The 25,814-nt window shown below is 35.2% G+C and carries 23 protein-coding genes and 1 tRNA gene; 9 read left to right on the top strand and 15 right to left on the bottom strand.

The annotated features are described in order from the left end of the window. The first annotated feature begins 2 nt into the window (after positions 1–2). Genes mutL through FGF67_RS03755 form a run of 4 tightly spaced genes read left to right on the top strand, consistent with a single transcriptional unit; the run spans position 3 to position 4,556 of the window. Positions 3–1,853, top strand: coding sequence for a DNA mismatch repair endonuclease MutL (gene mutL, locus FGF67_RS03770; protein WP_139695133.1), 1,851 nt, complete (start codon positions 3–5; stop codon positions 1,851–1,853). A gap of 3 nt (positions 1,854–1,856) precedes the next feature. Next, a complete protein-coding gene (locus tag FGF67_RS03765) occupies positions 1,857–2,678 on the top strand; it encodes a rhomboid family intramembrane serine protease (RefSeq protein ID WP_139695132.1) in 822 nt (273 codons plus the stop codon). Beyond that, a complete protein-coding gene (locus FGF67_RS03760; protein ID WP_139695131.1) occupies positions 2,678–3,526 on the top strand; it encodes a rhomboid family intramembrane serine protease in 849 nt (282 codons plus the stop codon). The genes FGF67_RS03765 and FGF67_RS03760 overlap by 1 nt, the downstream gene beginning before the upstream one ends. Positions 3,527–3,530: 4 nt before the next feature. Continuing rightward, entirely contained in the window at positions 3,531–4,556 is a 1,026-nt protein-coding gene (locus FGF67_RS03755; RefSeq protein WP_139695130.1) for an endonuclease/exonuclease/phosphatase family protein, read from the top strand. Positions 4,557–4,593: 37 nt separating this feature from the next. On the opposite strand, the gene FGF67_RS03750 is transcribed toward FGF67_RS03755, so the two are convergent. The 7 genes from FGF67_RS03750 to FGF67_RS03720 form a co-directional block, all read right to left on the bottom strand. Continuing rightward, positions 4,594–4,902: a DUF6122 family protein gene (locus FGF67_RS03750; protein WP_139695129.1), complete on the bottom strand. Its 309-nt coding sequence runs from the start codon at positions 4,900–4,902 to the stop codon at positions 4,594–4,596. Then, on the bottom strand, positions 4,902–5,525 hold the full coding sequence (locus FGF67_RS03745) for a WbqC family protein (protein WP_139695128.1): 624 nt from the start codon (positions 5,523–5,525) through the stop codon (positions 4,902–4,904). The genes FGF67_RS03750 and FGF67_RS03745 overlap by 1 nt, the downstream gene beginning before the upstream one ends. 50 nt (positions 5,526–5,575) lie before the next feature. Next, the gene (gene lepB / locus FGF67_RS03740) at positions 5,576–7,159 is read right to left on the bottom strand and encodes a signal peptidase I (RefSeq protein ID WP_139695127.1); all 1,584 of its coding nucleotides are present in this window, start codon (positions 7,157–7,159) and stop codon (positions 5,576–5,578) included. A gap of 67 nt (positions 7,160–7,226) precedes the next feature. Next, positions 7,227–7,931, bottom strand: a complete 705-nt coding sequence (gene dapB / locus FGF67_RS03735; protein WP_139695126.1) for a 4-hydroxy-tetrahydrodipicolinate reductase — start codon at positions 7,929–7,931, stop codon at positions 7,227–7,229. Between the two features lie 70 nt (positions 7,932–8,001). Then, positions 8,002–8,640, bottom strand: coding sequence for a DUF5683 domain-containing protein (locus FGF67_RS03730; protein WP_139695265.1), 639 nt, complete (start codon positions 8,638–8,640; stop codon positions 8,002–8,004). Beyond that, complete coding sequence (locus tag FGF67_RS03725) at positions 8,630–9,544, bottom strand: ParB/RepB/Spo0J family partition protein (RefSeq protein WP_139695125.1); 915 nt, start codon at positions 9,542–9,544, stop codon at positions 8,630–8,632. Before FGF67_RS03725 ends, FGF67_RS03730 begins: the two co-directional genes overlap by 11 nt. A gap of 3 nt (positions 9,545–9,547) precedes the next feature. Further along, entirely contained in the window at positions 9,548–10,312 is a 765-nt protein-coding gene (locus FGF67_RS03720) for a ParA family protein (RefSeq protein ID WP_139695124.1), read from the bottom strand. Between the two features lie 175 nt (positions 10,313–10,487). Between FGF67_RS03720 and FGF67_RS03715 the strand changes: the two genes are divergently transcribed. Then, positions 10,488–13,256, top strand: coding sequence for a M16 family metallopeptidase (locus FGF67_RS03715; RefSeq protein ID WP_139695123.1), 2,769 nt, complete (start codon positions 10,488–10,490; stop codon positions 13,254–13,256). A gap of 67 nt (positions 13,257–13,323) precedes the next feature. Here the strand turns inward: FGF67_RS03715 and scpA are convergent, their stop codons facing one another. From scpA to FGF67_RS03680, 7 genes are all read right to left on the bottom strand, one after another. Beyond that, entirely contained in the window at positions 13,324–15,441 is a 2,118-nt protein-coding gene (gene scpA / locus FGF67_RS03710) for a methylmalonyl-CoA mutase (RefSeq protein ID WP_139695122.1), read from the bottom strand. Positions 15,442–15,459: 18 nt separating this feature from the next. Further along, positions 15,460–16,116 (bottom strand): hypothetical protein, encoded by a 657-nt coding sequence (locus FGF67_RS03705; RefSeq protein WP_139695121.1) that lies wholly within the window; start codon positions 16,114–16,116, stop codon positions 15,460–15,462. Then, entirely contained in the window at positions 16,106–17,461 is a 1,356-nt protein-coding gene (locus FGF67_RS03700) for a methylmalonyl-CoA mutase subunit beta (RefSeq protein ID WP_139695120.1), read from the bottom strand. Before FGF67_RS03700 ends, FGF67_RS03705 begins: the two co-directional genes overlap by 11 nt. Then, a complete protein-coding gene (locus tag FGF67_RS03695) occupies positions 17,454–17,777 on the bottom strand; it encodes an FtsB family cell division protein (protein ID WP_139695119.1) in 324 nt (107 codons plus the stop codon). The genes FGF67_RS03700 and FGF67_RS03695 overlap by 8 nt, the downstream gene beginning before the upstream one ends. A 1-nt stretch (position 17,778) precedes the next feature. Then, positions 17,779–18,384, bottom strand: coding sequence for a uridine kinase (gene udk / locus FGF67_RS03690; RefSeq protein WP_139695118.1), 606 nt, complete (start codon positions 18,382–18,384; stop codon positions 17,779–17,781). A gap of 69 nt (positions 18,385–18,453) precedes the next feature. Continuing rightward, positions 18,454–18,852, bottom strand: coding sequence for a c-type cytochrome (locus FGF67_RS03685; RefSeq protein WP_199240650.1), 399 nt, complete (start codon positions 18,850–18,852; stop codon positions 18,454–18,456). A 4-nt stretch (positions 18,853–18,856) separates the two neighbouring features. Next, positions 18,857–19,984, bottom strand: a complete 1,128-nt coding sequence (locus tag FGF67_RS03680; protein WP_139695117.1) for a PQQ-dependent sugar dehydrogenase — start codon at positions 19,982–19,984, stop codon at positions 18,857–18,859. Between the two features lie 239 nt (positions 19,985–20,223). Here FGF67_RS03680 and FGF67_RS03675 point away from each other — a divergent pair. Next, positions 20,224–20,298, top strand: a tRNA-Pro gene (locus FGF67_RS03675). A 226-nt stretch (positions 20,299–20,524) separates the two neighbouring features. Beyond that, the gene (locus FGF67_RS03670) at positions 20,525–21,808 is read left to right on the top strand and encodes a site-specific integrase (RefSeq protein WP_139695116.1); all 1,284 of its coding nucleotides are present in this window, start codon (positions 20,525–20,527) and stop codon (positions 21,806–21,808) included. A gap of 97 nt (positions 21,809–21,905) precedes the next feature. Here FGF67_RS03670 and FGF67_RS03665 read toward each other — a convergent pair whose 3' ends face one another. Further along, a complete protein-coding gene (locus FGF67_RS03665; RefSeq protein WP_139695115.1) occupies positions 21,906–22,637 on the bottom strand; it encodes an SOS response-associated peptidase in 732 nt (243 codons plus the stop codon). A gap of 534 nt (positions 22,638–23,171) precedes the next feature. On the opposite strand from FGF67_RS03665, the gene FGF67_RS03660 reads away from it, so the two are divergent. Both FGF67_RS03660 and FGF67_RS03655 read left to right on the top strand, forming a co-directional pair. Further along, positions 23,172–24,950 (top strand): ParB/RepB/Spo0J family partition protein, encoded by a 1,779-nt coding sequence (locus tag FGF67_RS03660; RefSeq protein ID WP_139695114.1) that lies wholly within the window; start codon positions 23,172–23,174, stop codon positions 24,948–24,950. Positions 24,951–25,045: 95 nt separating this feature from the next. Beyond that, the gene (locus tag FGF67_RS03655) at positions 25,046–25,609 is read left to right on the top strand and encodes a hypothetical protein (protein WP_139695113.1); all 564 of its coding nucleotides are present in this window, start codon (positions 25,046–25,048) and stop codon (positions 25,607–25,609) included. Positions 25,610–25,814: the final 205 nt, after the last annotated feature.

The raw sequence follows: 25,814 nt of genomic DNA, 5'->3' as shown, positions 1-25,814 counted from the left end.
TTATGGCAGACATCATACAGCTTTTACCCGATCACGTTGCAAATCAAATTGCTGCAGGAGAAGTTGTACAACGTCCAGCTTCTGTGGTTAAAGAACTTCTTGAAAATGCCATTGATGCAGGAGCAGATTCTATCAAACTTATAGTAAAAGATGCCGGAAAGACCCTTGTTCAGGTTATTGATAACGGCAAAGGAATGAGTCACACTGATGCCAGATTGAGTTTTGAGCGTCATGCGACTTCAAAAATTAGAAACGCCGAAGACTTATTTCAGTTAAATACCAAGGGATTTAGAGGGGAAGCTCTAGCCAGTATCGCCGCCATTGCTCATGTTGAATTAAAAACAAAACAAGTTGATGATGAAGTTGGAAATGCCATTGTCATTGAAGGCAGTGAAGTAGCATCACATGACATTGTGGTTACCCCAACAGGAACTTCTGTTTCTGTGAAAAATTTATTTTTTAATATACCGGCCAGACGCAATTTCTTAAAGTCTGATACGGTTGAATTACGTCATGTAATTGATGAGTTTCATAGGGTGGCACTTGCGCATCCTAATATTGCATTTGCCATGTATAATAATGGTAGTGAAAGTTTTAATTTGCCAGCAAGCAACTATCGCCAACGTATTGTAAATATATTTGGAACCAAAACTAATGAAAAGTTAGTTCCTGTTGAAGAAGATACCGAAGTAATAAAAATATCAGGTTTTGTAGGAAAGCCCGAATTTGCTAAGAAAACAAGAGGTGAACAGTATTTTTTTGTAAATAACAGATTTATAAAAAGTGCTTATTTAAATCATGCCATTTCATCGGCTTTTGAAGGCTTATTAAAGCCAGGTACCCATGCTAGTTATTTTCTAAATTTATGGGTTGATCCACAAACTATTGATATAAATATACATCCTACTAAAACAGAAATTAAGTTTGATGATGAACATACGCTCTACGCTATTTTGCGTTCGGCAGTAAAACATAGTTTAGGACAGTTTAATATAGCGCCAGTTTTAGACTTTGATAGAGATCCTGAACTAGATACGCCTTACAGCTACAAAAATAATAGTGTGAGTATCCCTAAGGTTGAAGTAGATAGCAATTTTAATCCGTTTCAAGAAGAAAAGAAATTTTCTGGTAAGCAAACCACAGCATTTAAGCCAACACCAAATAACTGGGATAGTTTGTACGTGGGCTTAGAGTCTAAAAGTAATGATACAGTTGTTGATTTTAGTGAAGTGCACTTTGAGAGCGAAGAACAAACAGCTTCCGTTTTTGAAGTGGATAATCTTGTAGAGCCATCACATTCAACCTATCAGATTCATAATAAGTATATAGTAAGTGCTATTAAATCAGGGATGTTGCTTATAGATCAACACCGCGCACACCAACGTGTATTATATGAGGAGTTTTTAAAGACCATGACCACAAAAGAAGGCATTAGTCAGCAGTTATTATTTCCTCTGCAACTTCATTTTTCTTCCAAAGATATTGCTATTGTAAAACATCTAAAGGTAGATTTAGAGCATACAGGTTTTGTGTTTGCGGCTATAGAAGACGATTTAGTGTCGGTTACTGGTGTCCCTGTAGGGATTCCAGAAAGTGAAGTTTCTATAATTTTAGAACAATTGATTAGTGATGTAGAACAAGAAGTACCAGATACTAATTTTAGTGCTACTGATTTATTGGCAAAATCTATGGCAAAAAGCTTAGCTATAAAAACAGGACAAGCGCTTAAAAAAGATGAGCAGGAGCATATAGTAAATAAACTATTTGCCTGTAAAGAACCCCATGTTACACCTACCAATAAAACAACATTTATCACCATGAGTGTTGATGAATTAGATAAAAAATTTATTTAAATTATGATGCGAATTTCCGAAACCGTTAAACATTTAATAATCATTAATGCAATCATGTTTATCGGGACATTAACAATAGGGCAGGGTGTTTTGTTTTATGATTGGTTTGCTATGCATTTTCCAAAAAGTACAGCGTTTCAACCGTGGCAAGTCGTCACCCATATGTTTATGCATGGTGGTGGTATGCATCTTTTTTTTAATATGTTCGCGCTTTGGATGTTTGGTACACCCGTAGAACGGGCACTAGGATCCAAGCGTTTTTTGTTTTTATATATATCGGCTGGTTTAGGGGCTGTATTGCTGCAAGTTGGGTATTATTATGTAGATTTTTATCAAGCTTATCAGGGCATTGCAAATCTTAATATGGATGGTGAATTATTAAGAAAGATTATCTCTATTGATGCCAGTGATGGTCAGTATATAAAGGGGGAGATTTTAGGACAGCAAATGGAACCACTTTTAAATCAATATGGATTTGATGCCAATACAATCAATCAAAGTAATTTTAAAGCACTTTTTGATATGAATGTTATTGCCAGAAATACTATGGTTGGTGCGTCAGGATGTATTATGGGGGTAATGGCTGCTTTTGGGATGATGAATCCGAATGCCGAACTCATGCTGATATTTTTGCCTATTCCTATTAAAGCCAAGTATTTTATTCCAGGAATTATTATTTTAGATTTGATTTCAGGCTTAACGGGGCAATCATTTTTTAGCCCAAGTAACACAGCATATATGGCGCACGTAGGCGGTGCGTTAACAGGCTTTTTTATTATGTGGTATTGGAAAAAAAATCAGTTTAATAGAAACCGCTGGTATTAATGAATTCATTGGCTCAAGATATCAAGGATAAGTTTTCTAATCTTAATGTTCTAGAAAAGATCATTGTGATAAACACAGCGATTTTTTTACTCACTTTTGTGCTGAGGTCTTATACGCATTGGTTGGAGTTGCCCAGTGATTTTTCTGATTTTATTTTAAAACCTTGGACACTCATCACCTATGCCTTTTTGCATTATGATTTTATGCATATCCTGTTTAATATGCTATGGCTGTATTTTTTAGGACGTATGTTTTTGAGTTTGTTTAACACAAAACTTGCACTTAATGTATACTTTCTAGGCGCTATAAGTGGTGGCGTGTTGTTTATGTTGGCCTATACGTTATTTCCAAGTTTTTTTGGTGGGTATTCTAGGTTACTTGGTGCTTCGGCCGCAGTACGGGCGCTTTTAATTTTTTTATGCGCTTATATGCCTCGTCAAGAAATACGATTTTTTACTTTCAGTATAAAGCTTTGGTACATTGGTGCAGCTATTATTATATTAGATATTATGGGCTTGTTTGGAGGGAATGCTGGCGGTAGTTTGGCGCATTTAGGCGGAGGACTTTTAGGGTATCTATATGCGAAGCAGTTAACCAAAGGCCAGGATATAGGTAAAGGTTTTGAGCGTTTTATAGATGGTTTTATGACGCTGTTTAAATCTTCAAGAAAAGGCCCTTTAAAAACAGTTCACAAAAGAAAGAGTAAGGTTGGTGGCTATACAAAATCTGATTTTAATGCCTTTAACAATCAAAAGAAAATTGACGTTATACTTGATAAGATTGGTAAAAGTGGTTATGATAGTTTAACAGAGGAAGAAAAGGAGTTTTTATTCAGAGCTGGCAAGTAAACGCATGAAAAAGTTGAGCATGGTAAATAAAGCGATATACGCCATTAATATTGTGGTTGCTTTATTGCTTCTGTTATCTTTTATTTTGCCGTTTTTACCTCCCAAAACATTTTCCATATTAGCCGTTTTAAACTTAGGGGTGTCATTCCTTATTTTGCTTAATGCACTGTTTTTTATTTATTGGTTAATAGGATTAAAAAAACAGTTTGTACTCTCTTTGGTTGTACTATGTCTCGGTTATGTTTCATTTGGGTCTTTGTATAAATTCACGTCGTCAAAACAGACTGAGCATCCTAATAATTTCAAAGTGATGAATTACAATGTTCGGTTGTTTGATTTATATGATTGGATTCCCGATGCTAATACAGAAACCAAAATTGTAGAGTTTATTAAACAGGAATCCCCCGATATTTTAAGTATTCAAGAATATCACCCGCATGAAAAGGTGGATTTGTCGTTCTTTAAATATAAGTATGAAAAGTTATCAGGTAAGAAAACAAAGTACGGGCAGGCTATATTTTCTCAATTTCCTATAATTAACTCAGGCTCTATTGAGTTTCCAAATACAGCGAATAATGCCATTTTTGCTGATATTGTTACAAATTCTGATACCCTGCGTGTTTATAATATACACTTAGAATCTCTGAAAATTGATGCTAAAATGGAGAATTTGAAAAAAGAAGATTCTGAACGCTTATTCAATAGAATTAGTTCTAGTTTTAAAATGCAGCAAACGCAAACGGAATTGTTTTTAAAGCACAAAGCGTCGTGCCATTATAAAATGATTATTTGTGGAGATTTTAATAATACGGCCTTTTCATACGTTTATAGAAAAATTAAAGGCGATTTAAATGATACGTTCAAAGAAGCCGGGAATGGATTTGGTAGAAGTTATGACTTTAAGTTTTTTCCAGTACGTATTGACTTTGTATTAGCTGACGAAGCTTTTGCTGTAAACGGATTTAAAAGCTATAATGAGCATTTTTCTGATCATTATCCCATTATGGCGACATTGAATTTGTTGCAGTAGTTGATGTTGACAGCCTAACCGTAACATGTCATATATGTCACATCATAGCACAATCAACGGTATCAGATATGAGATGGATTACAAGTCCAAGACCAAACAATCGTGTTTTTTTAGGCAAACATAAAAGCAGATAGATAAGCAGTGCGTAATAGGTGTGTAAGGGGTGAAAATTGATACTGCACCTATCAGGATTAAAAATAGGTGTGGCAAGTACATGATCTATATCAATCCACAAGCCAGATAGCATAATGATGAATGCCGTTTTCCAATGCGATGTAAAAAAGACATAGGCTACTAGTAAAGGAATGAATAAATGACAGCCGTAATGAACCAGAGTTTGAAGCATTATAAGATAGGTAGGTTTTGCGATTCTAAATAATTCAAGGTATTAGGTCCTTCATTACAAAGCAAGTCTAAAATACTTAAGTTGGGTATAAATCCATGCTTGGCTTCAAATACTTGTGTGTAATGCTCAAAGTGTTGTGGGATTTCTTTTTTAGCTTGAACTAGAGATCTGAAATCATCAGCATGAGTAACTGTCTTTTCAAAAATTTGGGTTGTTGCTATCTCAATATCCAATTGCAGGCAGTCCAAAATAGTTTCAATACACTTCAAATTGAAGTCTAAAATAGTATCAAATTTTTTTACAAATAAAGGTTGCAACTCATCCTCGTAATATTCAAAAAAGGGTGAGGTTCGGTAAGCGGAAAGTAAGGACTTCCAATGCCGGCTCTGCCAATTTTCATCATTAAAAATTTTAACATCTTTGTATTTCTGACGATTTTTTTGTGAATATACTACAGGAACATTCAATGCCATTTTACCATTGGCACCATAAATATAGCAACGGTTTCTGTACGTCTGTTTTACAAAGTTATCGGCGGTTTCAAAAATAACCTGTTTTGCCTGCGAAATAGCAACAAAGGTCGAGATGCTAGGAAAATAGGTTGGGTGAACAAGTACGGTCATCAAACTTTGTTTTTCAGTGGCTAACAGATTACATCAGCAAACGAACAAGGTTAAGCGTTTTCCTTTTTTCGCTTTTTCCATTTAGAATACCCATAATAACCTAAAAGCAATACCAAGAATGGGATGAAAAATGAGGTAGCCTTTCCTTCACCACTTACTGTTGTGAAGAAACGTTCCCATCTGGGGTTTTTAAGGCCGTCCCAACTCATCCAAATAAACACAGGCTTACCTACCACATGGTCAAAAGGCACAAAGCCCCAAGCTCTGGCATCAATGGAGTTATGGCGGTTATCACCCATCATCCAATAGTAATTTTGTTTAAAAGTATACGCATTGGTAACCTTTCCGTTTATTAGTATTTGATTGCCTTTTACCTGAAGGGTATTACCTTCGTATTCTGTGATTACGCGTTTATAAAGTGGCAGGTTTTCAAGACTGATATCAATAGTTGCTCCTTTTTCAGGAATATAAAGCGGACCAAAAAAGTCTACGTTCCAAGGATAATCAGGGTGATGCGGAAAAATCCCTGGATCTCTTTCGCCCTTTGTTTTAATATTAGGCGTTATACTGGCCACATTGGGATGATTTTTAAACTTAGCCAAAGCTTCATCAGAAATAGCCGAGAAATAGTAAGTGTTTTGTTTATTAATAATACCAAAGCCATCGGTGATATCATAGCGCTCCTTTAAAAAAACAGGATTAAATCGATTTGTTTTGGGTTGCACATAATAGCTAAACTGTAAATGGGCGCGGTCTGGTAATTCATTTTTCTTACCATTTATATAAACAAATCCATTTCTAACCTCTAGCGTATCGCCTGCAATACCTACACAACGTTTTACAAGGTTTGTTTTCTTATCAATGGGTTTATAGTAATTGCGGTCTGGATGAAAGTCGTTCATATCCAATAAGGTGTCGGCAGGCTGATTGAACACTACAATGTCATTGCGTTCAATGTCTTCAAAACCAGGAAATCTTAAATAGGGTAATTGCAACTTGTTTTTCCATGATGTTTTTCTTTTGGAATAGTCGTCATCAAATAAATACGATTTAGTTCCTAATTTAGGAATGGTATCATGCACCATAGGGGCAGCAATAGTAGTCATAGGTACTCTAGCGCCGTAATGAAATTTACTAACAAATAAAAAGTCTCCAACCAATAACGATTTTTCTAAAGATGAAGACGGTATAGTAAACGGTTGCATAAAATAGGTGTGCACAATAGTAGCCGCCACAATAGCAAAAAGTATAGAACTTAACCAATCACCACCCGATGTTTTGGGATGTAAACTTCGGTTTTCAACATAGCTTACATCAGCTGTATAATTTAAGTAGTAATTATAAAGTCCTAGTGAAGCAATGGCTAAAACAGTATCTATGGGCATATTTTTTCCAAAACTTCTAGCGGTTTCAACCCAAACTACGGGGAACATTATCAAATTAACAATAGGCAGAAATAATAAGATTACCCACCAAACAGGCCGGTTAATTATTTTCATTAAAACATAACCATTGTAAATAGGTACAAAGGCTTCCCAAGCTTGTCTTCCAGCTTTAATATAGAGTTTCCAAGTCCCAAGGCCGTGAACTACTTGAATAATCAAAATGAAAATAAACCATTGTGATAATGTCATAATCTAAAATATTTAATTTGATAGTAAGTTGTTAAAGGTAAATGTATTGTTACACAACAGGTTGCTGTTAACCAATATTTAACACATCATTCATTGTAAAAACACCTTGTTTTCCTACAATCCATTCTGCGGCAATTACCGCGCCAAGTGCAAACCCTTGTCTAGTGTGTGCCACATGTTCAATAGTAATGGTGTCTACTTCACTTTCATAAGTAACGGTATGGGTTCCTGGAACATCTTCAATACGTTTAGCAACAATTGGGATGGTAGTTTCGTTGCCTTGATCTAATTTCCAATTTGAATAACTTCCATGCTGTTCAATAATATCTTGAGCTAAAGATATAGCTGTTCCGCTAGGCGCATCTAACTTTTGTGTATGATGAATTTCTTCCATAGAAACGTTGTATTGTTTCAATGCACTCATCATTTTGGCCAGGGTTTTATTCAACTCAAAAAATATATTAACGCCTAAACTGTAATTAGATGCATAAATAAAAGCACCCTTTTTTTCTTTACATAAGGTCACCGCTTCATTATACCTATCAAGCCAACCCGTGGTTCCTGAAATAACAGGGACATTATTATTCAAACAATTTGAAATATTATTAAATGCTACCGTGGGTATGCTAAAATCAATAGCAACATCCGCCTCAGTTATATCATAATCTGTGTCATCTTTGTCAATAGTTAATACCACATCATGCCCGCGTTTTAGAGCAATTTGTTCTATGGTCTTTCCCATTTTTCCGTATCCTAATAGTGCTATTTTCATTGATTTCTGTTTTTTATTGTTGCTAAATCACCTTAATTTCTTTTTAATAAAGATTGTATAATGATTTATGCTAAAATTTAAAATTTAAGGTTAGCCCAAGACTGGTTGAGGCATCAAATTCGTCAATTTTATAATGTGGTGCAAGCGATAAGTTCTTATCCACATTATATTGCATTAAATGGGCATCAACATTGGCGTCAATAATATTTAAAGCATAGAGACCTAAAGTAACCAGTAATGATATTTCTTTATTTCTCCTGTAAAATTTTTGTCCGCGTTCTAATCCTTCCGTTGTTACCCGGGGTTGGGTTAATTTATTTCCGTTACCATCAAAATAGAATTCATCATCCTCAAAACCAGCTAATCTACGTTTATACGCATCTCTATACCTATGATATTCTTTATTGTTATTGGTGTAAAAATATATTCCCGTTCCAATAGCGCCCCAAACAATAGGGATTTTCCAATACTTTTTATTGTATGCTTGACCTAAACCTGGTAAAAGCGCCGAGTAAAATGCAGCTTTTGAAGGCGCTAACGGATCAATAGGTTTTCTAACTTTGGAAATAGAATCAGCAGCTATTAGTTTTGTTTCTCCTGTTTCTTGAATTACTTTTTGCTCAGATTTTTTGGTGTCATCATTTTGAGCAATTAGAGAAAAACAACAAAGAATTGTAAAAAATACCGCTGTTAATGTGTTATTTGGAATCACCTTGAACTAATTTTTTAATCCGATTAAAGTCTTCTTCAGAATGAAACGGAATGGTAATTTTTCCTTTTCCATTCTTAGAGACCTTAACGTCTATTTTGTGTCCAAAGTATTCTGAAAATGCCGCAATTCCTTTTTTTATGTATTTAGGAACCTCGTTACTTTCATGTTTTACTTCATTGGGTTGTACCTCATCTGAAGTATTATAGCCACGAACTAAATGTTCTGTTTCTCTTACAGATAATTTATTAGATAATATTTTCTCATAAATATCTAATTGAATGCTTTGATCTTCAATAGGAATAAGCGCACGTCCATGTCCCATAGAAATAAACCCATCACGCATACCTGTTTGAATGATAGGGTCTAATTTTAATAATCTTAAGTAATTGGCAATGGTTGAACGCTTTTTTCCAACACGTTCGCTCATTTGTTCTTGGGTTAAATTTATTTCGTCAATTAAGCGCTGATAGGACAGGGCAATTTCAATGGGGTCTAAATCCTGGCGTTGAATGTTTTCAACTAAGGCCATTTCTAAAGACTCTTGGTCATTGGCTATTCTTACATAAGCTGTTATGCTTTCTAATCCTAGAAGTTTTGAAGCACGAAAACGACGTTCACCAGAAACTAATTGGTATTTATTAAGTCCTATTTTTCTAACTGTAATAGGTTGAATAATGCCTAATTCTTTTATAGAGGAAGCTAATTCTTGCAAAGATTCTTCACTAAAGTTTGTTCGAGGTTGAAACGGGTTCACCTCAATGGTATCAAGATCGAGCTCAACAATGTTACCAATTACTTTATCCGCATTTTTATCTTGAGCCGATTGAATATCGTTACTTGGATCTTTAAGTAATGCCGATAAGCCTCTGCCTAAAGCTTGTTTTTTTGTTGCCTTGGCCATAATTTAAGAGTTTTTTGTAATAATTTCTTTTGCCAAGCTCAAATAGTTATTAGCTCCTTTACTGCTAGCATCATAGTTAATAATGGTTTCTCCATAACTAGGTGCCTCACTTAAACGTACATTACGTTGTATAATGGTTTGAAAAACCATATTATTAAAATGCTTCTGCACCTCTTCAACCACTTGATTTGATAAACGTAAGCGAGAATCATACATGGTAAGAAGTAAGCCTTCAATATCTAAATCAGGGTTATGTATTTTTTGAACACTCTTTATAGTGTTTAATAGTTTGCCTAATCCTTCCAATGCAAAATACTCACACTGAATGGGTATAATAACGGCATCTGCTGCGGTAAGCGCATTAAGGGTTAATAGTCCTAAAGAAGGCGCACAATCAATTAAAATATAGTCATATTCATCCTTGATGCTTGATAAAGCCTTCTTCAGCATGTATTCACGCTCGTCTTTATCAACAAGTTCAATTTCAATAGCTACCAGATCTATATGTGCTGGAATGATATCTAAATTAGGTGTGTCTGTATGAATAATGGCTTCTTGGGCTAAATTGGAATGTTCAAGTAGCTGATACGTTCCTGTTTCAACAGATTCAACATCTATTCCTATACCAGAAGTTGCATTGGCTTGAGGGTCAGCATCTATCAGTAAAACTTTTTTTTCTAAAACCCCAAGCGAGGCCGCTAAATTTATAGATGTTGTTGTTTTTCCTACACCACCTTTTTGATTAGCAATTGCAATGACTTTACCCATTAATTGATTTGGTTTTATTAGAGCCAAAAATACAATTAATTATTAGGAATAAAAATTGATTTTTTTGAGTTGACTCAATTCTTTAAACAAAGCTATTTTAATAGAATTTTAATACAAAAGCGTTAGTCAGTTTATTTTCAAAACATTATTTTTAAAAAAACGAAAACTTTACACTATGAAAATTTTTATCGATGCTTTTAGATGCTGTGTAGTAATCTGCTTTTTAGTAGGTTTTTCATATACAGGTTTATCACAAATTAAGCAAACAGCTCAGGTTGAAGGGATAACTCAATATGTTCTAGACAATGGTCTTAAGGTGCTTTTGTTTCCTGATAATTCGGCACAAACCATAACGGTTAATATAACGTATTTAGTGGGGTCTAGGCATGAAGGTTACGGTGAAAAGGGAATGGCTCACCTGCTAGAACACATGCTGTTTAAGGGTACACCATCGCATCCCGATATCCCGAAGGAATTAACAGAGCATGGAGCCCGACCTAATGGAACCACTTGGTATGACAGAACTAATTATTTTGAAACATTTAATGCCAATAAAGAAAACTTAGAGTGGGCTTTAGATTTAGAGGCTGACAGAATGTTAAACTCTTACGTCGCTAAAAAAGATTTAGAATCTGAGTTTTCTGTGGTGAGAAATGAATTTGAAAGCGGGGAGAACTCACCTTCTGGGGTGTTAATGGATAAAGTGATTAGTGCAGCTTTTTTATGGCATAATTATGGGAATTCTACCATTGGAAATCGTTCAGATATAGAACGTGTACCTATTGAAAATTTGCAGGCTTTTTATAAGAAGTATTACAGGCCAGACAATGCGGTTTTAATGGTAACTGGAAAATTTGAAACGCAAAACGTTTTAAATCTTATTGAAGAAAAATTTAAAGATTTAAAAAATCCTGAGCAACCCCTCCGTGATGTGCCAACCATTGAGCCAGCACAAGATGGAGAGAAACGAGTTACCTTGAGTAGAGTGGGTGATTTACAAATTGTATCGGCGTTATATCATACACCATCAGGTTCTCATGAAGATTATAGTGCTATTGTTGTGGCTGAAGAAATATTGACCAGCCAACCATCAGGAAGGTTGTATAAAGCCTTAATTGATGGCAAAAAAGCCTCAAGTGTATGGTCTTTTTTGCCATTTACCAAAGAGCCAGGTTTTATTTACTTCAATGTAGATGTGCCATCTGACATGGCGTTAGCAGAAGCAGAGGCAACTTTGAAATCTGTGCTAGAAGATTTAAAGGCAAATCCTGTCACTGAAGAAGAAGTTAAACGCGCTAAGTCTAAATTGATGAAAAAGTATGATCAAATTTTTAGAAACTCGGGTTATTTAGGAACCTTTATGAGTGAGTTTATAGGGGCAGGAGACTGGAGGTTATCTTTTATTACAAGAGACCGCGTTGAAGCCATGACGGCTGAAAAAGTAAATGCAGCGATGCAGCGCTATTTTATAAACACAAATAGAACCATAGGAAATTTCGTGCCTTCTAAAACCCCAACACGCGTTGAGATTGAACATACGGCAGGTTTAGATGCTTTGGTTACAAGTTATAAAGGAAAAGAAGGCTTAGATGCAGGGGAAGCTTTTGATGTGTCGTACGAAAATATTCAAAACAGACTAAAAACTGGAGAGTTAAACGGTTTACCTATTGAATATGGCTTTATAAAAAAAGATAATCGTGGTAAAACTGTCACCCTCTCTTTTGTGATTAGAAACGGAAAGGTAGATGACTTTATGAATAAAGGTCAGTTAGCCAGTTTCACAGCCAGAATGTTAAACAAAGGCACTCAAAACTATACAAGACAAGAGATTGAAGATAAATTGAGTGAGCTTAAATCGTCTATACGTTTTTCCGGATCAAACGGAAGAATTGTAGCGAGTATAAGTTCTACAGAGGATGATTTGATAGAAACAATTGCACTCATGACAGAGATGCTTAAAAACCCTAAGTTTGATAGTGCAGAGCTAGAAAAACTAAAAACACAAGATTTAGCCTCTATTGAAGAGAATAAAACAGAACCACAGTTTCTGGCCAGCAAAAATTTAAGGTTACTAAATCAAAATTACCCAAAAGGACATCCGTTATATGTGTCAACTATTGAAGAAGATATAGAAGACATTAAAGCGGTTAGCGTAGATGGGATTAAAGAGTATTATGATGATTTTTATGGAATTTCAAATAACGCCTCGTTAGTGGCTATTGGAAATATTGATGAGGAAGAACTGAAAGACTATTTTGAGAAGGCGTTTGCCGATTTTAGAGTAGATAAGCCTTATGAGTCAATCTCAAATCCTTTTAAACCAAACAATGAGGTGAACAAAAGTTTAAAAACACCAGATAAGAAAAATGCTATAAGTATTGGAGTAATGGCTTTTGAAGGGAGTCAAGATAATGATGATTATGGCGCTTTACAGATAGCAAGTTCTATTTTTGGTGGAGGGGTGTTAAATTCCAGAATTACCACAAGACTAAGACAGCAAGATGGTGTTAGTTATGGAGCGGGAGGTTATGTTAACGTTGATGCCGATGAGAAAGATAAAAGATCGGCTATTGTGGTGTATGCCATTTATGCACCAGAAAATGCTTTAAAGGTACAGCGTGGCTTTAAAGAAGAAATAGAACGATTTATAAACGATGGCATTACGGAGGAAGAACTGAAGATTGCCGTTAATAGTTGGGTTCAAGGGGAAGCGGTTTCAAGGGCAAAAGATAACGAGTTGTCTACGCTTATAAACAATAATCTGTACTATGACCGAGACATGATGTTTCAAAAAGAAGTAGAGAATAAAGTTACCAATCTAACCGTGGACGATGTAAACAAGGTGATAAAAAAGTACTTTAAACTTTTTGATAAATGGACGGTGGTTAATGCTGGCGATTTTGTTGAAAATAAAATAAATACTGAAGATAAAAAAGTAGATTAATACCCTTCTGATTTAAGAATAAAAAGCAAGTTAAACCTTCAACGTTTAGCTTGCTTTTTTTATGCTGTTAATCTATTAAGATGTTTAATAGTTTAATGGCTGCTTCACTTATTTTTGTGCCAGGGCCAAATATGGCAATGGCTCCAGCATCAAATAAAAACTGATAATCTTGCTTTGGAATGACGCCACCAACAATAACCATAATATCATCTCTACCATAATTTTTTAGTGCGTCAATCACCTGAGGAACCAAGGTTTTGTGTCCTCCAGCTTGTGAGGATATGCCGAGAATATGAACGTCATTTTCAATCGCTTGTTTTGCAGCTTCTTGAGGGGTTTGAAAAAGCGGCCCTATATCTACATCAAAACCCACATCAGCATACCCTGTGGCTACAACCTTAGCACCGCGGTCATGACCATCTTGTCCCATTTTTGCAATCATAATACGGGGTCTTCGGCCTTCTTGTTCTGCAAAAATATCGGCTAACTCTTGCGCTTTTTTAAAGGTATCGTCATTTTTTATTTCATTGCTATACACTCCTGAAAATGATTTTATTTGTGCTTTATGTCTGCCAAAAACAACTTCTAAAGCATCGCTAATCTCACCGAGTGTTGCTCTTAGTCTGGCAGCTTCAATAGCTAAAGCTAATAAATTATTTTGTCCTGAGCGAGCAGCTTCCGTTAAATGCGATAAAGCGGTTTTAACCTGTTCTGTATTTCTTTCGGCTTTAACGTTTTGTAAACGCTCAATCTGGGTCTTTTTTACAACCTGATTATCAACCTCTAAAATAGAAATAGGAGCTTCTTCTTCAAGGGTAAAGGCGTTAAGCCCAACAATAATGTCTTGCCCCGAATCTATGCGCGCTTGTTTACGGGCAGCCGCTTCTTCAATTCGCATTTTAGGAACTCCAGCTTCAATAGCTTTTGTCATGCCTCCAAGCGCTTCTACTTCTTCAATAAGAATCCAAGCTTTATTGGCTATATCATGCGTTAGTTTTTCTATATAAAAACTGCCAGCCCACGGATCAACCGTTTTGGTGATTTCTGTTTCTTCTTGCAAATATATTTGTGTGTTTCTGGCAATTCTAGCTGAAAAATCTGTGGGTAAGGCTATGGCTTCATCAAGGGCATTGGTGTGCAGGCTTTGTGTACCTCCAAATACCGCAGCGGCAGCTTCAATGGTAGTGCGTGCCACATTATTAAAAGGGTCTTGTTCAGTTAAACTCCATCCTGATGTTTGGCAGTGCGTGCGTAAGGCGAGCGATTTTTCATTTTTAGGTTGAAAAGGCATTACCAATTTAGCCCACAGCATTCTAGCGGCACGCATTTTGGCAATCTCCATAAAATGATTCATACCTATACCCCAGAAAAAAGAAAGCCTAGGAGCAAAGGTGTCAATGTCCAGCCCAGCTTCAAGTCCTTTTTTAATGTATTCTAAACCATCTGCAAGCGTATAGGCCAATTCAATATCGCAAGTGGCTCCTGCTTCCTGCATATGATACCCAGAAATACTTATGCTATTAAACTTAGGCATGTTCTTACTGGTGTATTCAAAAATATCAGAAATAATCTTCATAGATGGTTTAGGCGGATAAATGTACGTATTACGTACCATGAACTCTTTTAAGATGTCATTTTGAATGGTGCCTGAGAGTTGCGCTGGTAAAACGCCTTGTTCTTCGGCAGCCACAATGTAGAATGCCATAATGGGAAGTACCGCGCCATTCATGGTCATGGAAACTGACATTTTATCTAGTGGTATTCCGTCAAAAAGCAGTTTCATATCTTCTACAGTATCAATAGCTACACCAGCTTTGCCTACATCACCAACCACACGCTCATGATCAGAGTCATAACCGCGATGTGTTGCTAAATCAAAAGCTACCGAAAGGCCTTTTTGCCCAGCGGCTAAATTTCTTTTGTAAAATGCATTGCTTTCTTCTGCCGTGCTAAAACCAGCGTATTGTCTTATAGTCCACGGTTTCCTTACATACATGGTGCTGTATGGGCCTCTTAAAAACGGTGGTATGCCAGCCGCAAAATTTAGGTGGTCAACATCTTTAAGGTCTGCTTCTGTGTAAACGGATTTCACCGAGATTCCTTCAGCTGTTTCAAATATGTCAACCTTACTAGTGGTTGGCTTTGAAAGTTGTTTTACAGTGATATGTTGAAGATTTTTTCTCAAACTTTGAAGCGGTTTATCTTATTTTGAATCTTGAGGTATTTTGTTAAAATCAACTTTTTGTTCAGGTTTGTCAAAATTTACTTTAGCAAAGTCTACTGTAAACAGTTTGGCAAAATACAAATCAAACGCTATGTAAGCGCCCAAATACTTGTCATTAAGGGCATTTCTGTATTTATTCATAACAGGCGTGCCAAACAATTTAGGGCTCATACTGTTGGTTGACATAAGCGCATTTAAAGTGGTTTTTAGGTTGTCATCTTTTATATTGTTAGCTATACAATTCATGATGGTGCTATTGTAATTTAGGTGACTTTTAGGGTTTTTAGCATCCCATAAATCGGCTTCACTTTTTAAAGCTTCAAATACTTCTTTTGTGTGTTTTGAAACGATATTGTCATAGTTGAGACTTCCGTATACCGCCATTCTTACAAATTGAGAATAGGCATTAACTAATGAGGCTTTAGTATTATTTTTGCTATAAAAAGCCAAAATATCATCCTCAAAACAATAAAGCGCTTCATTATATAGTTTTGAATTTAATCCTTCGCAATTTAATACTTGGGGTTTGTCAAGATATTTGAAATTAGAAAATGACGAATCGGTTTTACAACTAAAAACGATAAGCGAAAATAAAAAAGCAATAAAATAAATTTTTGAGTTCCTGTTAAAGTTCATTTTTTAATCGGTTTTGTTCTAATTGTTCGGATAATCTTTTTGCAATTATGGGTTGAATCAATGTTTTTCTAGGATTTGTTTTTACAAAAGGATAGAGTTCTAACTCATTCTTCATGTGGTTTTTGGAGTTTATATATTTGTTTGATCCAATTAAAGTTTTTTCTCCATGGTTAAAAAGCTGTTGCTCTTTATGCGCACTTTCTTTAATCTTTCTTTGAATAACACCATATTTTAGTTGTTTTAAGAAACCGCCTTGGTTTTCAATATCTTTAAACAATTCAAGGGCTTTTTCGGCTAATTGATTGGTGATGCTCTCAATATAATAGGCACCGTCAGACGGATTGGTAACTTTATCAAAATAGCTTTCATATTTTAATAAGAGTAGTTGATTTCTGGCCATGCGTTCACCAAATTCATTGTCTTTATGATAAATAGCGTCATAAGCTAAGTTTGAAACCATATCTGCACCTCCCAAAATAGCGCTCATACATTCGGAGGTTGTTCTAAGCATATTGTTATTATAATCGTACAGGGTTTTATTTCGTTTTGTTGGTGTAGCAAAGATTTGACATCTACTAGGCGCTTTATATTCTGAAGCTAGCGTATCCCAAAGCAGTCGCAATGCTTTTAATTTGGCGATTTCAAAGAAGTAGTTTGAACCAATAGCGATAGTGAAATTAAATTGAATGTCATGGGTGGGGGCTAAATGATTCAAATATTCATTAGCGTGTGCTAACGCATAGGCTAACTGTTGGATTATATTTGCGCCCGCGTTTTGATACAAAGAAGCATCAACACCAACTGTTTTAGATTGATTAACGCTACTTGAAAACAGGGAAAAATCACTTTTTAAATTAGTAAAGAAATTACCTTTTTTAGATAAATTATAGATGATATCATTTTGAACGTAAATACCTTCTTTTGGAACTGATTTTAAAAGGTTTTGTATAAAAGATTCTGATAAAAACTGTAGCTCAAAATAAACAGGCGTTTTTTGGGTGTCAATATCTTTTAGAAGGACATTTATAGCTATGGTTTCTGAATGGATAATAAATTTAATGCATTCGGCACCACGCGATAAGGCATCAAGTGCTTTGGCATTCGATTTTTCAGCATGAGCTACAAAAATGGTTTGTGCAATTTTAAAAGATGTATGATAAGGCTTTGATATAATAGGTGCGTTTGAGAAATCATCAGCATGATAAAAAGGTTTTACTGAAATCCCTTCTTCTGATTGCCAAACAAGGGTTTTATTGTAATCAGCGCCTTTTAAATCAAACTGAATTTTTTGTTTCCATTGTTTGGCTGAAATCGCGTTGAATTCATCAAATAAACCATTAGTCATGTTGTTCTGCTTTTAAGCTGTCTTCATATTCAATAATAAAAATCTCTTCATTTTCTCGCTTCATGTAGTAGGTCTCTCTTGCAAATTTTTCTAAGCCTTCCTCGGTGCTCAGTTTCTTTAAGTCTTTATTGTCTTTTTCAATTTCTTTTTGGTAGTACTCTTTTTCATTTTCAAGCTCCTCAATTTCAGTGTTTAATTCATGATGAATAAGCCATGAGTTAGTATCGAAAAAAAGCATCCAAACAGCAAATAATACTAATATAAGTATAAAAATACTTTTAAAGGGTTTTAGGTATTTATTGTTCTTAAAATCCATGTTATAAACGGTCTGTTATGATGGTTTTTACAATGTCAATAGCAACGGTGTTATGTTTATTATTAGGAATGATAATATCGGCAAACTCTTTGGTGGGCTCAATGAATTGATTGTGCATAGGTTTTAATGTGTTTTGATAGCGTGTTAAAACTTCATTAAGATCTCTGCCTCTTTCTGCTATATCACGTTTTAAGCGTCTTATTAATCGTTCATCGCTATCAGCATGCACAAATATTTTAATGTCGAACATATCACGTAGTTTGGGATTGGTTAAAATTAAAATACCTTCAACAATCATCACCTTTCTAGGATGAGTAAAAATAGTATCGCCTGTTCTGTTATGTTTTACAAAGGAGTATACAGGTTGGTGAATCGATTGTCCTGCTTTTAGTTTAGCTAAATGATTAATAAGTAAATCAAAATCAATTGATGTAGGATGGTCAAAATTGATTTTTACACGCTCGTTAAATGATAAATGTGTGGTGTCTTTGTAATAGGAATCTTGTGAAATAATACCAACCTCGCCTTCAGGAAGTTCATGGAGTATTTTATTCACCACGGTTGTTTTTCCACAGCCGGTCCCACCGGCTATTCCAATTATGAGCATGATATTGAAGTTTATTGTGCTTTTTTACAAATGTAATTAAATGTAAAAATGAATACGGCCAAAACATGTTTATTTTTCAACAAGAGATACTTCTTCCTCTGTTATCATTTTTGTGTTTTTGTTACCCCATGTATTGGTGATATAATTCATAACATCTGCAATTTCATCATCGCTAAGACCCGGTGGAGCCATGTAGCCAATATAAGGCTTGTTGTTTACCACAATTTCTCCAGTTTGACCATACTTAATAGCCTTGATGCTAGCTTTTCGATTTTGCATTAGGAAATCTGATTTGGCTAATGGGGGATAAACATTGGGAATACCTTGACCATAAGACATATGGCAGGATACACAGAAGTCTTCATAGAGGTCACTTCCGCGTTTTATACTTTTTTCTAGAGGTGACTGGGCTTGTAATGCTAACGGTAAACCGGTTAAAATGATAATTAGAGTATAGTATAATTTCATAGTCTTAGTTTTGATTTGGAATAATTTTGAATATACCCTGGCCTTCAACCGCCATGTAAAGATAGCCATTAGGAGCCTGTTTTATGTTTCTTACGCGACCAATATGCTCAAATAGTTTTTCACGCTTAATCACCTGATTGTTTTCTACTACAAGACGTTCTAAATATTGAAATTTTAAAGAGCCCACTAAAAAATTGCCTCTCCATTCGGGGTAAAAATTTGAGTTTACAATAACAAAACCACATGGAGCAATAGAAGGCACCCAATAGAAAAGAGGTTGTTCCATACCTTCTCTTTCTGTGATGTCTGTAAAAGGCGTACCATTGTAATTTATACCATAAGAGATAACGGGCCAACCATAATTTTTACCTTTGGCAATGATATTTATTTCATCACCGCCTTTAGGGCCATGTTCATTAACGTAAATAGCACCAGTAACAGGGTGTTTTGTCATGCCTTGGGGATTTCTATGGCCATAACTGTAAATGGCTTTTTTTGCATTTTGGGTGTTAATAAATGGGTTGTCTGAGGGGATAGATCCGTCATCATTTAGTCTGTATATTTTACCGCCATCTTTGGTGATATCTTGAGGGTTTTCGTCTCTGTTACCGCGGTCTCCAATAGAAAAGTATATATGTCCGTCATTGTCAAATGAAATTCTAGAGCCCCAATGTTGTCCTTTTTTTGTATTCGGCTCAGCCTTGTACAACACTTCAAAATCGACCAAGGTATTATTATTTAATTTTGCTCTGGCTAACGCTGTATTGCCACCTTCTTCATGATCTTCTGAAGACGCATAAGACATATAAATCCAGCCTGTATTTTCATAATCCGGGTGTAATGCAATGTCTAAAAGTCCGCCTTGCCCTCTAACATAAACGTTTGGAGGATTTTGAATAATTGTTTTTTTGTTGTCTTTAAAGAGAATAAGTTCTCCAGATTTTTCGGTAATGAGGATGCTGTTATCAGGTAAGAAAGCCATACCCCATGGAATATTTAATTCAGGAACAATAAGCTCTGTGGTATAATGAAAATCAACGGGTGATTCAGCTTTTATTTCAGATTCTGTTTGCTGGGCACATGTTGCACAGGTTATTAAAATTAACGTTAATAGTGAGATAGACTTTCTCATTAGTTTTTCTTTTGATTTAAAGTTAGATTAAAATACATAATAAAATTGACATCGCATGTGTTGTCTTTTTTATAGTTTTAAGTATTTGTTTTTTTAAGTTACTTCATCTTTTTAAAATTTAAGGTTTGATAGATTCTTTTTATTATGAGGTTGGTCATTGTTGAAAATATTTTTTTTGTAAAATGTGTTTTCAATTGAATAAAAAAACTATATTTGCATCCGCTTACAGATAACCAAATCGGGGTGTAGCGTAGCCCGGTTATCGCGCCGCGTTTGGGACGCGGAGGTCGCAGGTTCGAATCCTGCCACCCCGACAAATAGGGTGTCAAAATAAAACAAAAGACACTTAAAAAACTAAAAATCAGTAAAATACATTTTTGCTGATTTTTTTTATGTCTAAATTACAGCATATCAATTAGTGTCCTATTTCGTGTCCTATTATTTTAGGAATTAATTTCATAAATTTGGGATGCTACGATAATTGACCATCGGAGCGATTTGGCTTTCGTTTAACTGATTCTTCAATTTAAAACGAAAGTAATGAGAACAACACACACATTAAATGTTCATTTTTGGTTAAAAAAAGTGTCCATCAAGAATGATGGTACTATCCCAATCTACGCGCGCATATGGATTGACAGTTCGCCTGTTGATATCAGTACCAAAGAAGCTGTTTTAGAGGAGCACTGGAATCTAGAAAGAGCTCGTGTAAAATCACGTACTAAGTATGCTAAAGTCATCAATAATGCCCTTGATGATATTCAAGCAAAAATTAAAATCGCATATAAGCAACTAATAGAGGAGGGCAGGGTAATTTCTGCAAAGGCAGTAAAATCACGTTTTTTAGGTAAAGACAAGGCGGTGTTAACGTTAAACGACATTGTACGATATCATAGAGAACATGAATTAAAAAAATTAGCCAAAGGCACGGCAAAAAATTATGCGGCAACCGAAAAATACCTAAATCGTTTTATAAAAGAAGTTTATAAAACGGAGGATTTACTATTAACAAATGTGGATTATTCCTTTATTGTAAACTTTGATAATTACCTGCGTAATTGCACCCCACTAGTGAAATCGCAGCCATTAAAAAATAATGGAATTATGAAGCATATGGAGCGTTTACAGAAATTTATGACCCTAGCTACAAATCATGGTTGGATAAAAGTGCATCCATTTGCCTCCTATAAACTAAAGTTTGAAGCGTACGATTGTCCTTTTTTAGACCAAAAAGAGTTAAACGCCATTAAGAACCTTGAAATTGAAAAACCGGGCATGCGATTGGTTAGAGATGTATTTGTATTTTCTTGTTATACAGGACTATCTTACATTGATGTTAAGCAACTTACAGTACAAAACATAGTGACTGGAATTGATGAGGAACAATGGCTGAATTTGAGACGACAAAAGTCGAGAATAGCAACAAAGATTCCACTATTAGATGAAGCTAAAGCAATTTTAGATACCTACGTGAATTATCCAAATAACCAAAATAATTTTGCTTTACTACCTGTATATAGTGACCAAAAAATGAATAAATATCTTAAAGTCATTGCTAAAAGCTGTGGCGTAGAAAAGAATATAACATTCCATGTTGCAAGACACACCTTTGCAACAACGGTAGCACTTTTAAATCAAGTGCCTATAGAAACGGTATCAAAACTACTAGGACACACTAAATTATCAACTACGCAGCGATACGCACGAGTAGTAGAGAAGAAAATCAGTCAGGATATGAACAAGTTAAGATTGAAATTGAAGTCCAAATCAAAAAAGAATTCAAAACATAAGGAGATAAAAAAAGGACATTTGCGTATCGTATGATGTTATAGCGGGGAAGGGTTTTGACCTCAGACAGTTATGTTTTTACAAGTTCTGCCACAGAGGTAGGATTTTTAAATCGATTTAATAAAAACCTAAGTTAAAACAAAGTACCCTTATCAACTGGTGCTATGAATCTAGGTGTATTAGTATCAATACCTTTTTTATATATTTCTCTAGTCACAGGATGAGCTTTAAAGTCTTGACTTGTAAAACCATATGCCATGAGCTCATTTAATTGCGGTTGATTCATACCATCATCGAGCCAATCTTCAAACAAATCATCAGCCAGAACCAAAGGCATGCGCTTTCTTTTATTGTGAACTTCAGCAAAAAAAGCATTTGCCCCTACTGTAATAATAGTGGCAGTATATAATTCATCATCTAACTCATTGTATAACCCTGCAAACAAAAACAAATCTCCCTCAGGATATTCCTTAGAGGGTTGATAGCAGAAATGTGGTATTGAAACACCATTTTCATGATGAGGTTCAAAAAAGCCATCACTTAAAATGAGACATCTTTTATCCTCAGCAATATCTTTATAAGAGTTTCTTTCAAAAACATTCTCAGCCCTTGCGTTAAGTGTGTTGCTTTTTTTTCTAAATCCTTCGGGGTTATGTAATGCCCAATTAGGAACTAAGCCCCAACTAGCTGGATAAATTTTTTCAGGTTCATCCATTTTAATAATGTACAAATTACCATGTGTAAACCCGTTTAAATGATAATACGGTAAGTACTCTAATGGAATTTCAAAATCTGCATCAAAATTAGCTAACAGACTTTGCTCAATCTGTTCTTTTTTTTTTCGTAATGCCGTTGAATAACACATGCTTGTAATTTACAAAAAAGAAATAAAGGTAATGTGTCAAAATAGTGGATTACATGAATGTTGGGTTCAATAAGCTGTAAATTAGTAATTAAATACGAATACTTTCAGTTGTTTGTCTAGTGTAAGGGTTCTTCTGATGCTATTGTCGTAAAAATAGTTAAGGTATTAAGCTCATATGATTTGCCATTTTTTAGTTTTTTGACTTTTTACTAGAAGGGAATTAGAAAATAAACCAATGCGATTAACAAATCGATCTACAAATACAAGAGAATTTTATAAAAATTTTCAATAATTACAAGAGATAAGAATTAGGTTCAAATCCTGTCGCGTTCACATTAAAATCGATTTTATATAGATAGTTAATTATCATACAATATTAACCAAAGTTAAACTCGTAAAATACCACCTGATAAAGACTACGGCATAAAGCCCCAGCCTTAGCCTTTGCTTATTTATTCCGTTTCCTTTTGTGTTGGTATTTTATCTTCCGTTTGGTGTATGCTCAAATATTGTTTAATCTAAAAATTATGTATTATGACAACAAGAGCAAAACGTACCAAAAAGAATGCACCAAGCAGTGCTGCAAAAACCGAGAAAAAGGATGCCTCAAAAATGGAGATTGTATCTCTGGAAATTCAGAAGATTCAACCAGACCCTTTACAGCCGAGAAAAACCTTTGATGATCAACTATTGGCTGAATTAGCGAAAAGTATTAAAGTTCATGGCCTACTTCAGCCTATAACTGTCCGACAGGTAGATGATGATTATGTCATTGTCATGGGAGAGCGACGTTATCGAGCGTGTAAACTAGCAGGCTTGAAAAATATACCCTGTATGGTTAAGGCGTATTCAAAACAAGAGGTTATGGAGGTTCAAATTATAGAAAACCTACAACGCCAAGATGTAGAACCCACAGAAGAAGCTGAAGCCATTGCTTATCTCAATGAAAAATATGAGGCAGCTGAGATTGCACAACGCTTGGGTAGAAGTGATCATTTTATCCGTCAGCGATTAAAATTAGCAGGATTAATTGAGGGATTCAAGCAATTTATACGCTCAGGAAAAATGTCATTAAAGCAAGGCGTTAGAGTCGGACTTTTTGAACCCCAAGAACAAGCTATGATGTTAGAAACTATGGGAGTGGAGTTTAGTGCGCATTTGATTGATCGTTTAATTCAAGAACAATCTTTTGATTTGGAGCGTGCACCCTTCAGTATTGAAGATGACACCATTGTGACGAAGGCAGGAGCCTGTGTGATCTGTCCATTTAACGCTGTCAATCAAGGGCATTTGTTTGGGGCGGGTAAAATGATTTGCACAAAATCTGTTTGCTACACAACCAAGAAACAACAGGTATTCAAGAGTCTCATAGAAAAAGCGAAAAAGGAAAACATCCTGTTAATTCCTGAGGTACGAAAATATTGGGCAAACGAAGAAAACAATCAGCTCATACTAAGTACACTTGAAAAACATGGTTTGAAAGTTTATTTATTAGATGATTTAGAACTTATTGAGAAACCAGAAGCACCAACACTAGAAAGTCTAAAAGAACAGTATCGTTACTACAATTATACAGATGAAAATTTACAAGACAAACTAGAATCGGCACAAAAAGACTATGAGGAAGAATGCAAAGCATACAGTTTAACAAGTGAAAATGGCTTTGTAAAAGGAATACTGTTTAACCCGGAAACATATTGCTATAAAGATTGCTATGTAAGTATACTAGAAACAGCTTCAAAACCATCGGATAGTCATGTCATACCAGTTTCAGAACGTAAAATGGCAGATTGCACTCCTAAAGAACAAATACAAAAAATTAAGGAGCGTGAAATCCGAAAGCAGCAAATTGAAAACAATAAGCAGTTTGAGGAAGTTGTGGATATGATTAGAGAAACAGATTATATCAACACCAAAAAGACACTTTCAGAGGATGAAATGATTGCCTTTACAATTTCGCTTTATGAAAACAATGTTGGATATACGAGCCAGCAAAAATACTTTTCTGGAATGTTTGGTAAGAAATCAAATATGAGCAAGGTAAAGTTGGCCGAACAGTTCAAGAAAAACTTTAAAAAGGAAATGTTCCACAAACTGATAAGGCTGATTCTTACCCAGCAGGTTCATTTTGGAGAGAGCAACCATACCAACAACCTTACTAATATATCGTTTTATAATGCTATGCGTTCGTACCATAAGAATGCCATGGAAAAAATCGAAGCACGATATTTAGAAGAACGTGAAAAAAGAGAGCAACGGTTAAAGGAACGTATTTCCACCCTTGAGAAAAAGGTAAAGATACTGAGCGCTTAGCTCTTGTTGTGAAAGGGGAGTTGATAATACATTTCAGCTCCCTTTTCTTTTCTCTCACATTCATTTCATTATTGTTTCATCTTAACACTTACATCATGAAAAATATAAAAACAATACAGTTCGATTTTGGTTTTAAAGTGGAGCTTAACCTAAATAATAATATAAAAACAACCAATAGTAAAAAGGCTCAGGAAGATTTGGTCTTTGAACTCATGGATAGTCTTACTAGCCCAATAATAGTTTATAAATCTGCATGGCAGGATGCTATTCCAAAGGATCTATTAAGTAAGATAACCATAAGTCGTATGATATGCCAACTTAAAAGGGAAAAGATGGCGTCTATAACAGAGGTGGTAGCTTATATGATGCCCCGAACCTTTGAAGCACCTTTGCCTTCTGAATGGGTAAATATCTACACTTGGTGTGGGTTCCAATATGCTACAATATTCAATAACCAAAATCAAAGGAAAGAAATGAAAGAGGCTATGTTGGATATAATTCCCGAAAAACTTTCAGATCACGAACAAGGTTTGTTAAAATACCTAAGAATTTGGATTTATGACAAAAGAAGAAAAGCGCTAAAGGCCAAACTGAAGGAAGTCAAAAGAATAGATAAACACAAACCAGTTAAAATTCAAGAAAAACTCTTTGAGGAATAAGGTGTTTTTAGAATGTTTGTTTCAAGTAGAAATCAATGTTAATTAATCGTTCAGCACATTTCCCTTCATTCCGATGCTCTTCATTTCGGAAAAAGAGCTTCTCTTGAAAAGTCTTGGACACCATCCCCAATGTTGTCTTTCCATTGCGTTGGCCCTTTCCGCAAAGCAAGAAAGGAGCACTTCATTTCTATCCAAAATTGGAAAT

The sequence above is a fragment of the Allotamlana fucoidanivorans genome, assembly GCF_006265225.1.
Lineage (GTDB): Bacteria > Bacteroidota > Bacteroidia > Flavobacteriales > Flavobacteriaceae > Allotamlana > Allotamlana fucoidanivorans.
The sequence above is the reverse complement of the archived record's forward strand: the minus strand, read 5'-3'. Positions and strand labels throughout refer to the sequence as shown.

Coding starts and splice junctions, on each gene's coding strand:
- mutL (WP_139695133.1), top strand. CDS start 3: ATGGCAGACATCATACAGCTTTTACCCGATCACGTTGCAAATCAAATT.
- FGF67_RS03765 (WP_139695132.1), top strand. CDS start 1,857: ATGATGCGAATTTCCGAAACCGTTAAACATTTAATAATCATTAATGCA.
- FGF67_RS03760 (WP_139695131.1), top strand. CDS start 2,678: ATGAATTCATTGGCTCAAGATATCAAGGATAAGTTTTCTAATCTTAAT.
- FGF67_RS03755 (WP_139695130.1), top strand. CDS start 3,531: ATGAAAAAGTTGAGCATGGTAAATAAAGCGATATACGCCATTAATATT.
- FGF67_RS03750 (WP_139695129.1), bottom strand. CDS start 4,902: ATGCTTCAAACTCTGGTTCATTACGGCTGTCATTTATTCATTCCTTTA.
- FGF67_RS03745 (WP_139695128.1), bottom strand. CDS start 5,525: ATGACCGTACTTGTTCACCCAACCTATTTTCCTAGCATCTCGACCTTT.
- lepB (WP_139695127.1), bottom strand. CDS start 7,159: ATGACATTATCACAATGGTTTATTTTCATTTTGATTATTCAAGTAGTT.
- dapB (WP_139695126.1), bottom strand. CDS start 7,931: ATGAAAATAGCACTATTAGGATACGGAAAAATGGGAAAGACCATAGAA.
- FGF67_RS03725 (WP_139695125.1), bottom strand. CDS start 9,544: ATGGCCAAGGCAACAAAAAAACAAGCTTTAGGCAGAGGCTTATCGGCA.
- FGF67_RS03720 (WP_139695124.1), bottom strand. CDS start 10,312: ATGGGTAAAGTCATTGCAATTGCTAATCAAAAAGGTGGTGTAGGAAAA.
- FGF67_RS03715 (WP_139695123.1), top strand. CDS start 10,488: ATGAAAATTTTTATCGATGCTTTTAGATGCTGTGTAGTAATCTGCTTT.
- FGF67_RS03705 (WP_139695121.1), bottom strand. CDS start 16,116: ATGAACTTTAACAGGAACTCAAAAATTTATTTTATTGCTTTTTTATTT.
- FGF67_RS03700 (WP_139695120.1), bottom strand. CDS start 17,461: ATGACTAATGGTTTATTTGATGAATTCAACGCGATTTCAGCCAAACAA.
- FGF67_RS03695 (WP_139695119.1), bottom strand. CDS start 17,777: ATGGATTTTAAGAACAATAAATACCTAAAACCCTTTAAAAGTATTTTT.
- udk (WP_139695118.1), bottom strand. CDS start 18,384: ATGCTCATAATTGGAATAGCCGGTGGGACCGGCTGTGGAAAAACAACC.
- FGF67_RS03685 (WP_199240650.1), bottom strand. CDS start 18,852: ATGAAATTATACTATACTCTAATTATCATTTTAACCGGTTTACCGTTA.
- FGF67_RS03680 (WP_139695117.1), bottom strand. CDS start 19,984: ATGAGAAAGTCTATCTCACTATTAACGTTAATTTTAATAACCTGTGCA.
- FGF67_RS03670 (WP_139695116.1), top strand. CDS start 20,525: ATGAGAACAACACACACATTAAATGTTCATTTTTGGTTAAAAAAAGTG.
- FGF67_RS03665 (WP_139695115.1), bottom strand. CDS start 22,637: ATGTGTTATTCAACGGCATTACGAAAAAAAAAAGAACAGATTGAGCAA.
- FGF67_RS03660 (WP_139695114.1), top strand. CDS start 23,172: ATGACAACAAGAGCAAAACGTACCAAAAAGAATGCACCAAGCAGTGCT.
- FGF67_RS03655 (WP_139695113.1), top strand. CDS start 25,046: ATGAAAAATATAAAAACAATACAGTTCGATTTTGGTTTTAAAGTGGAG.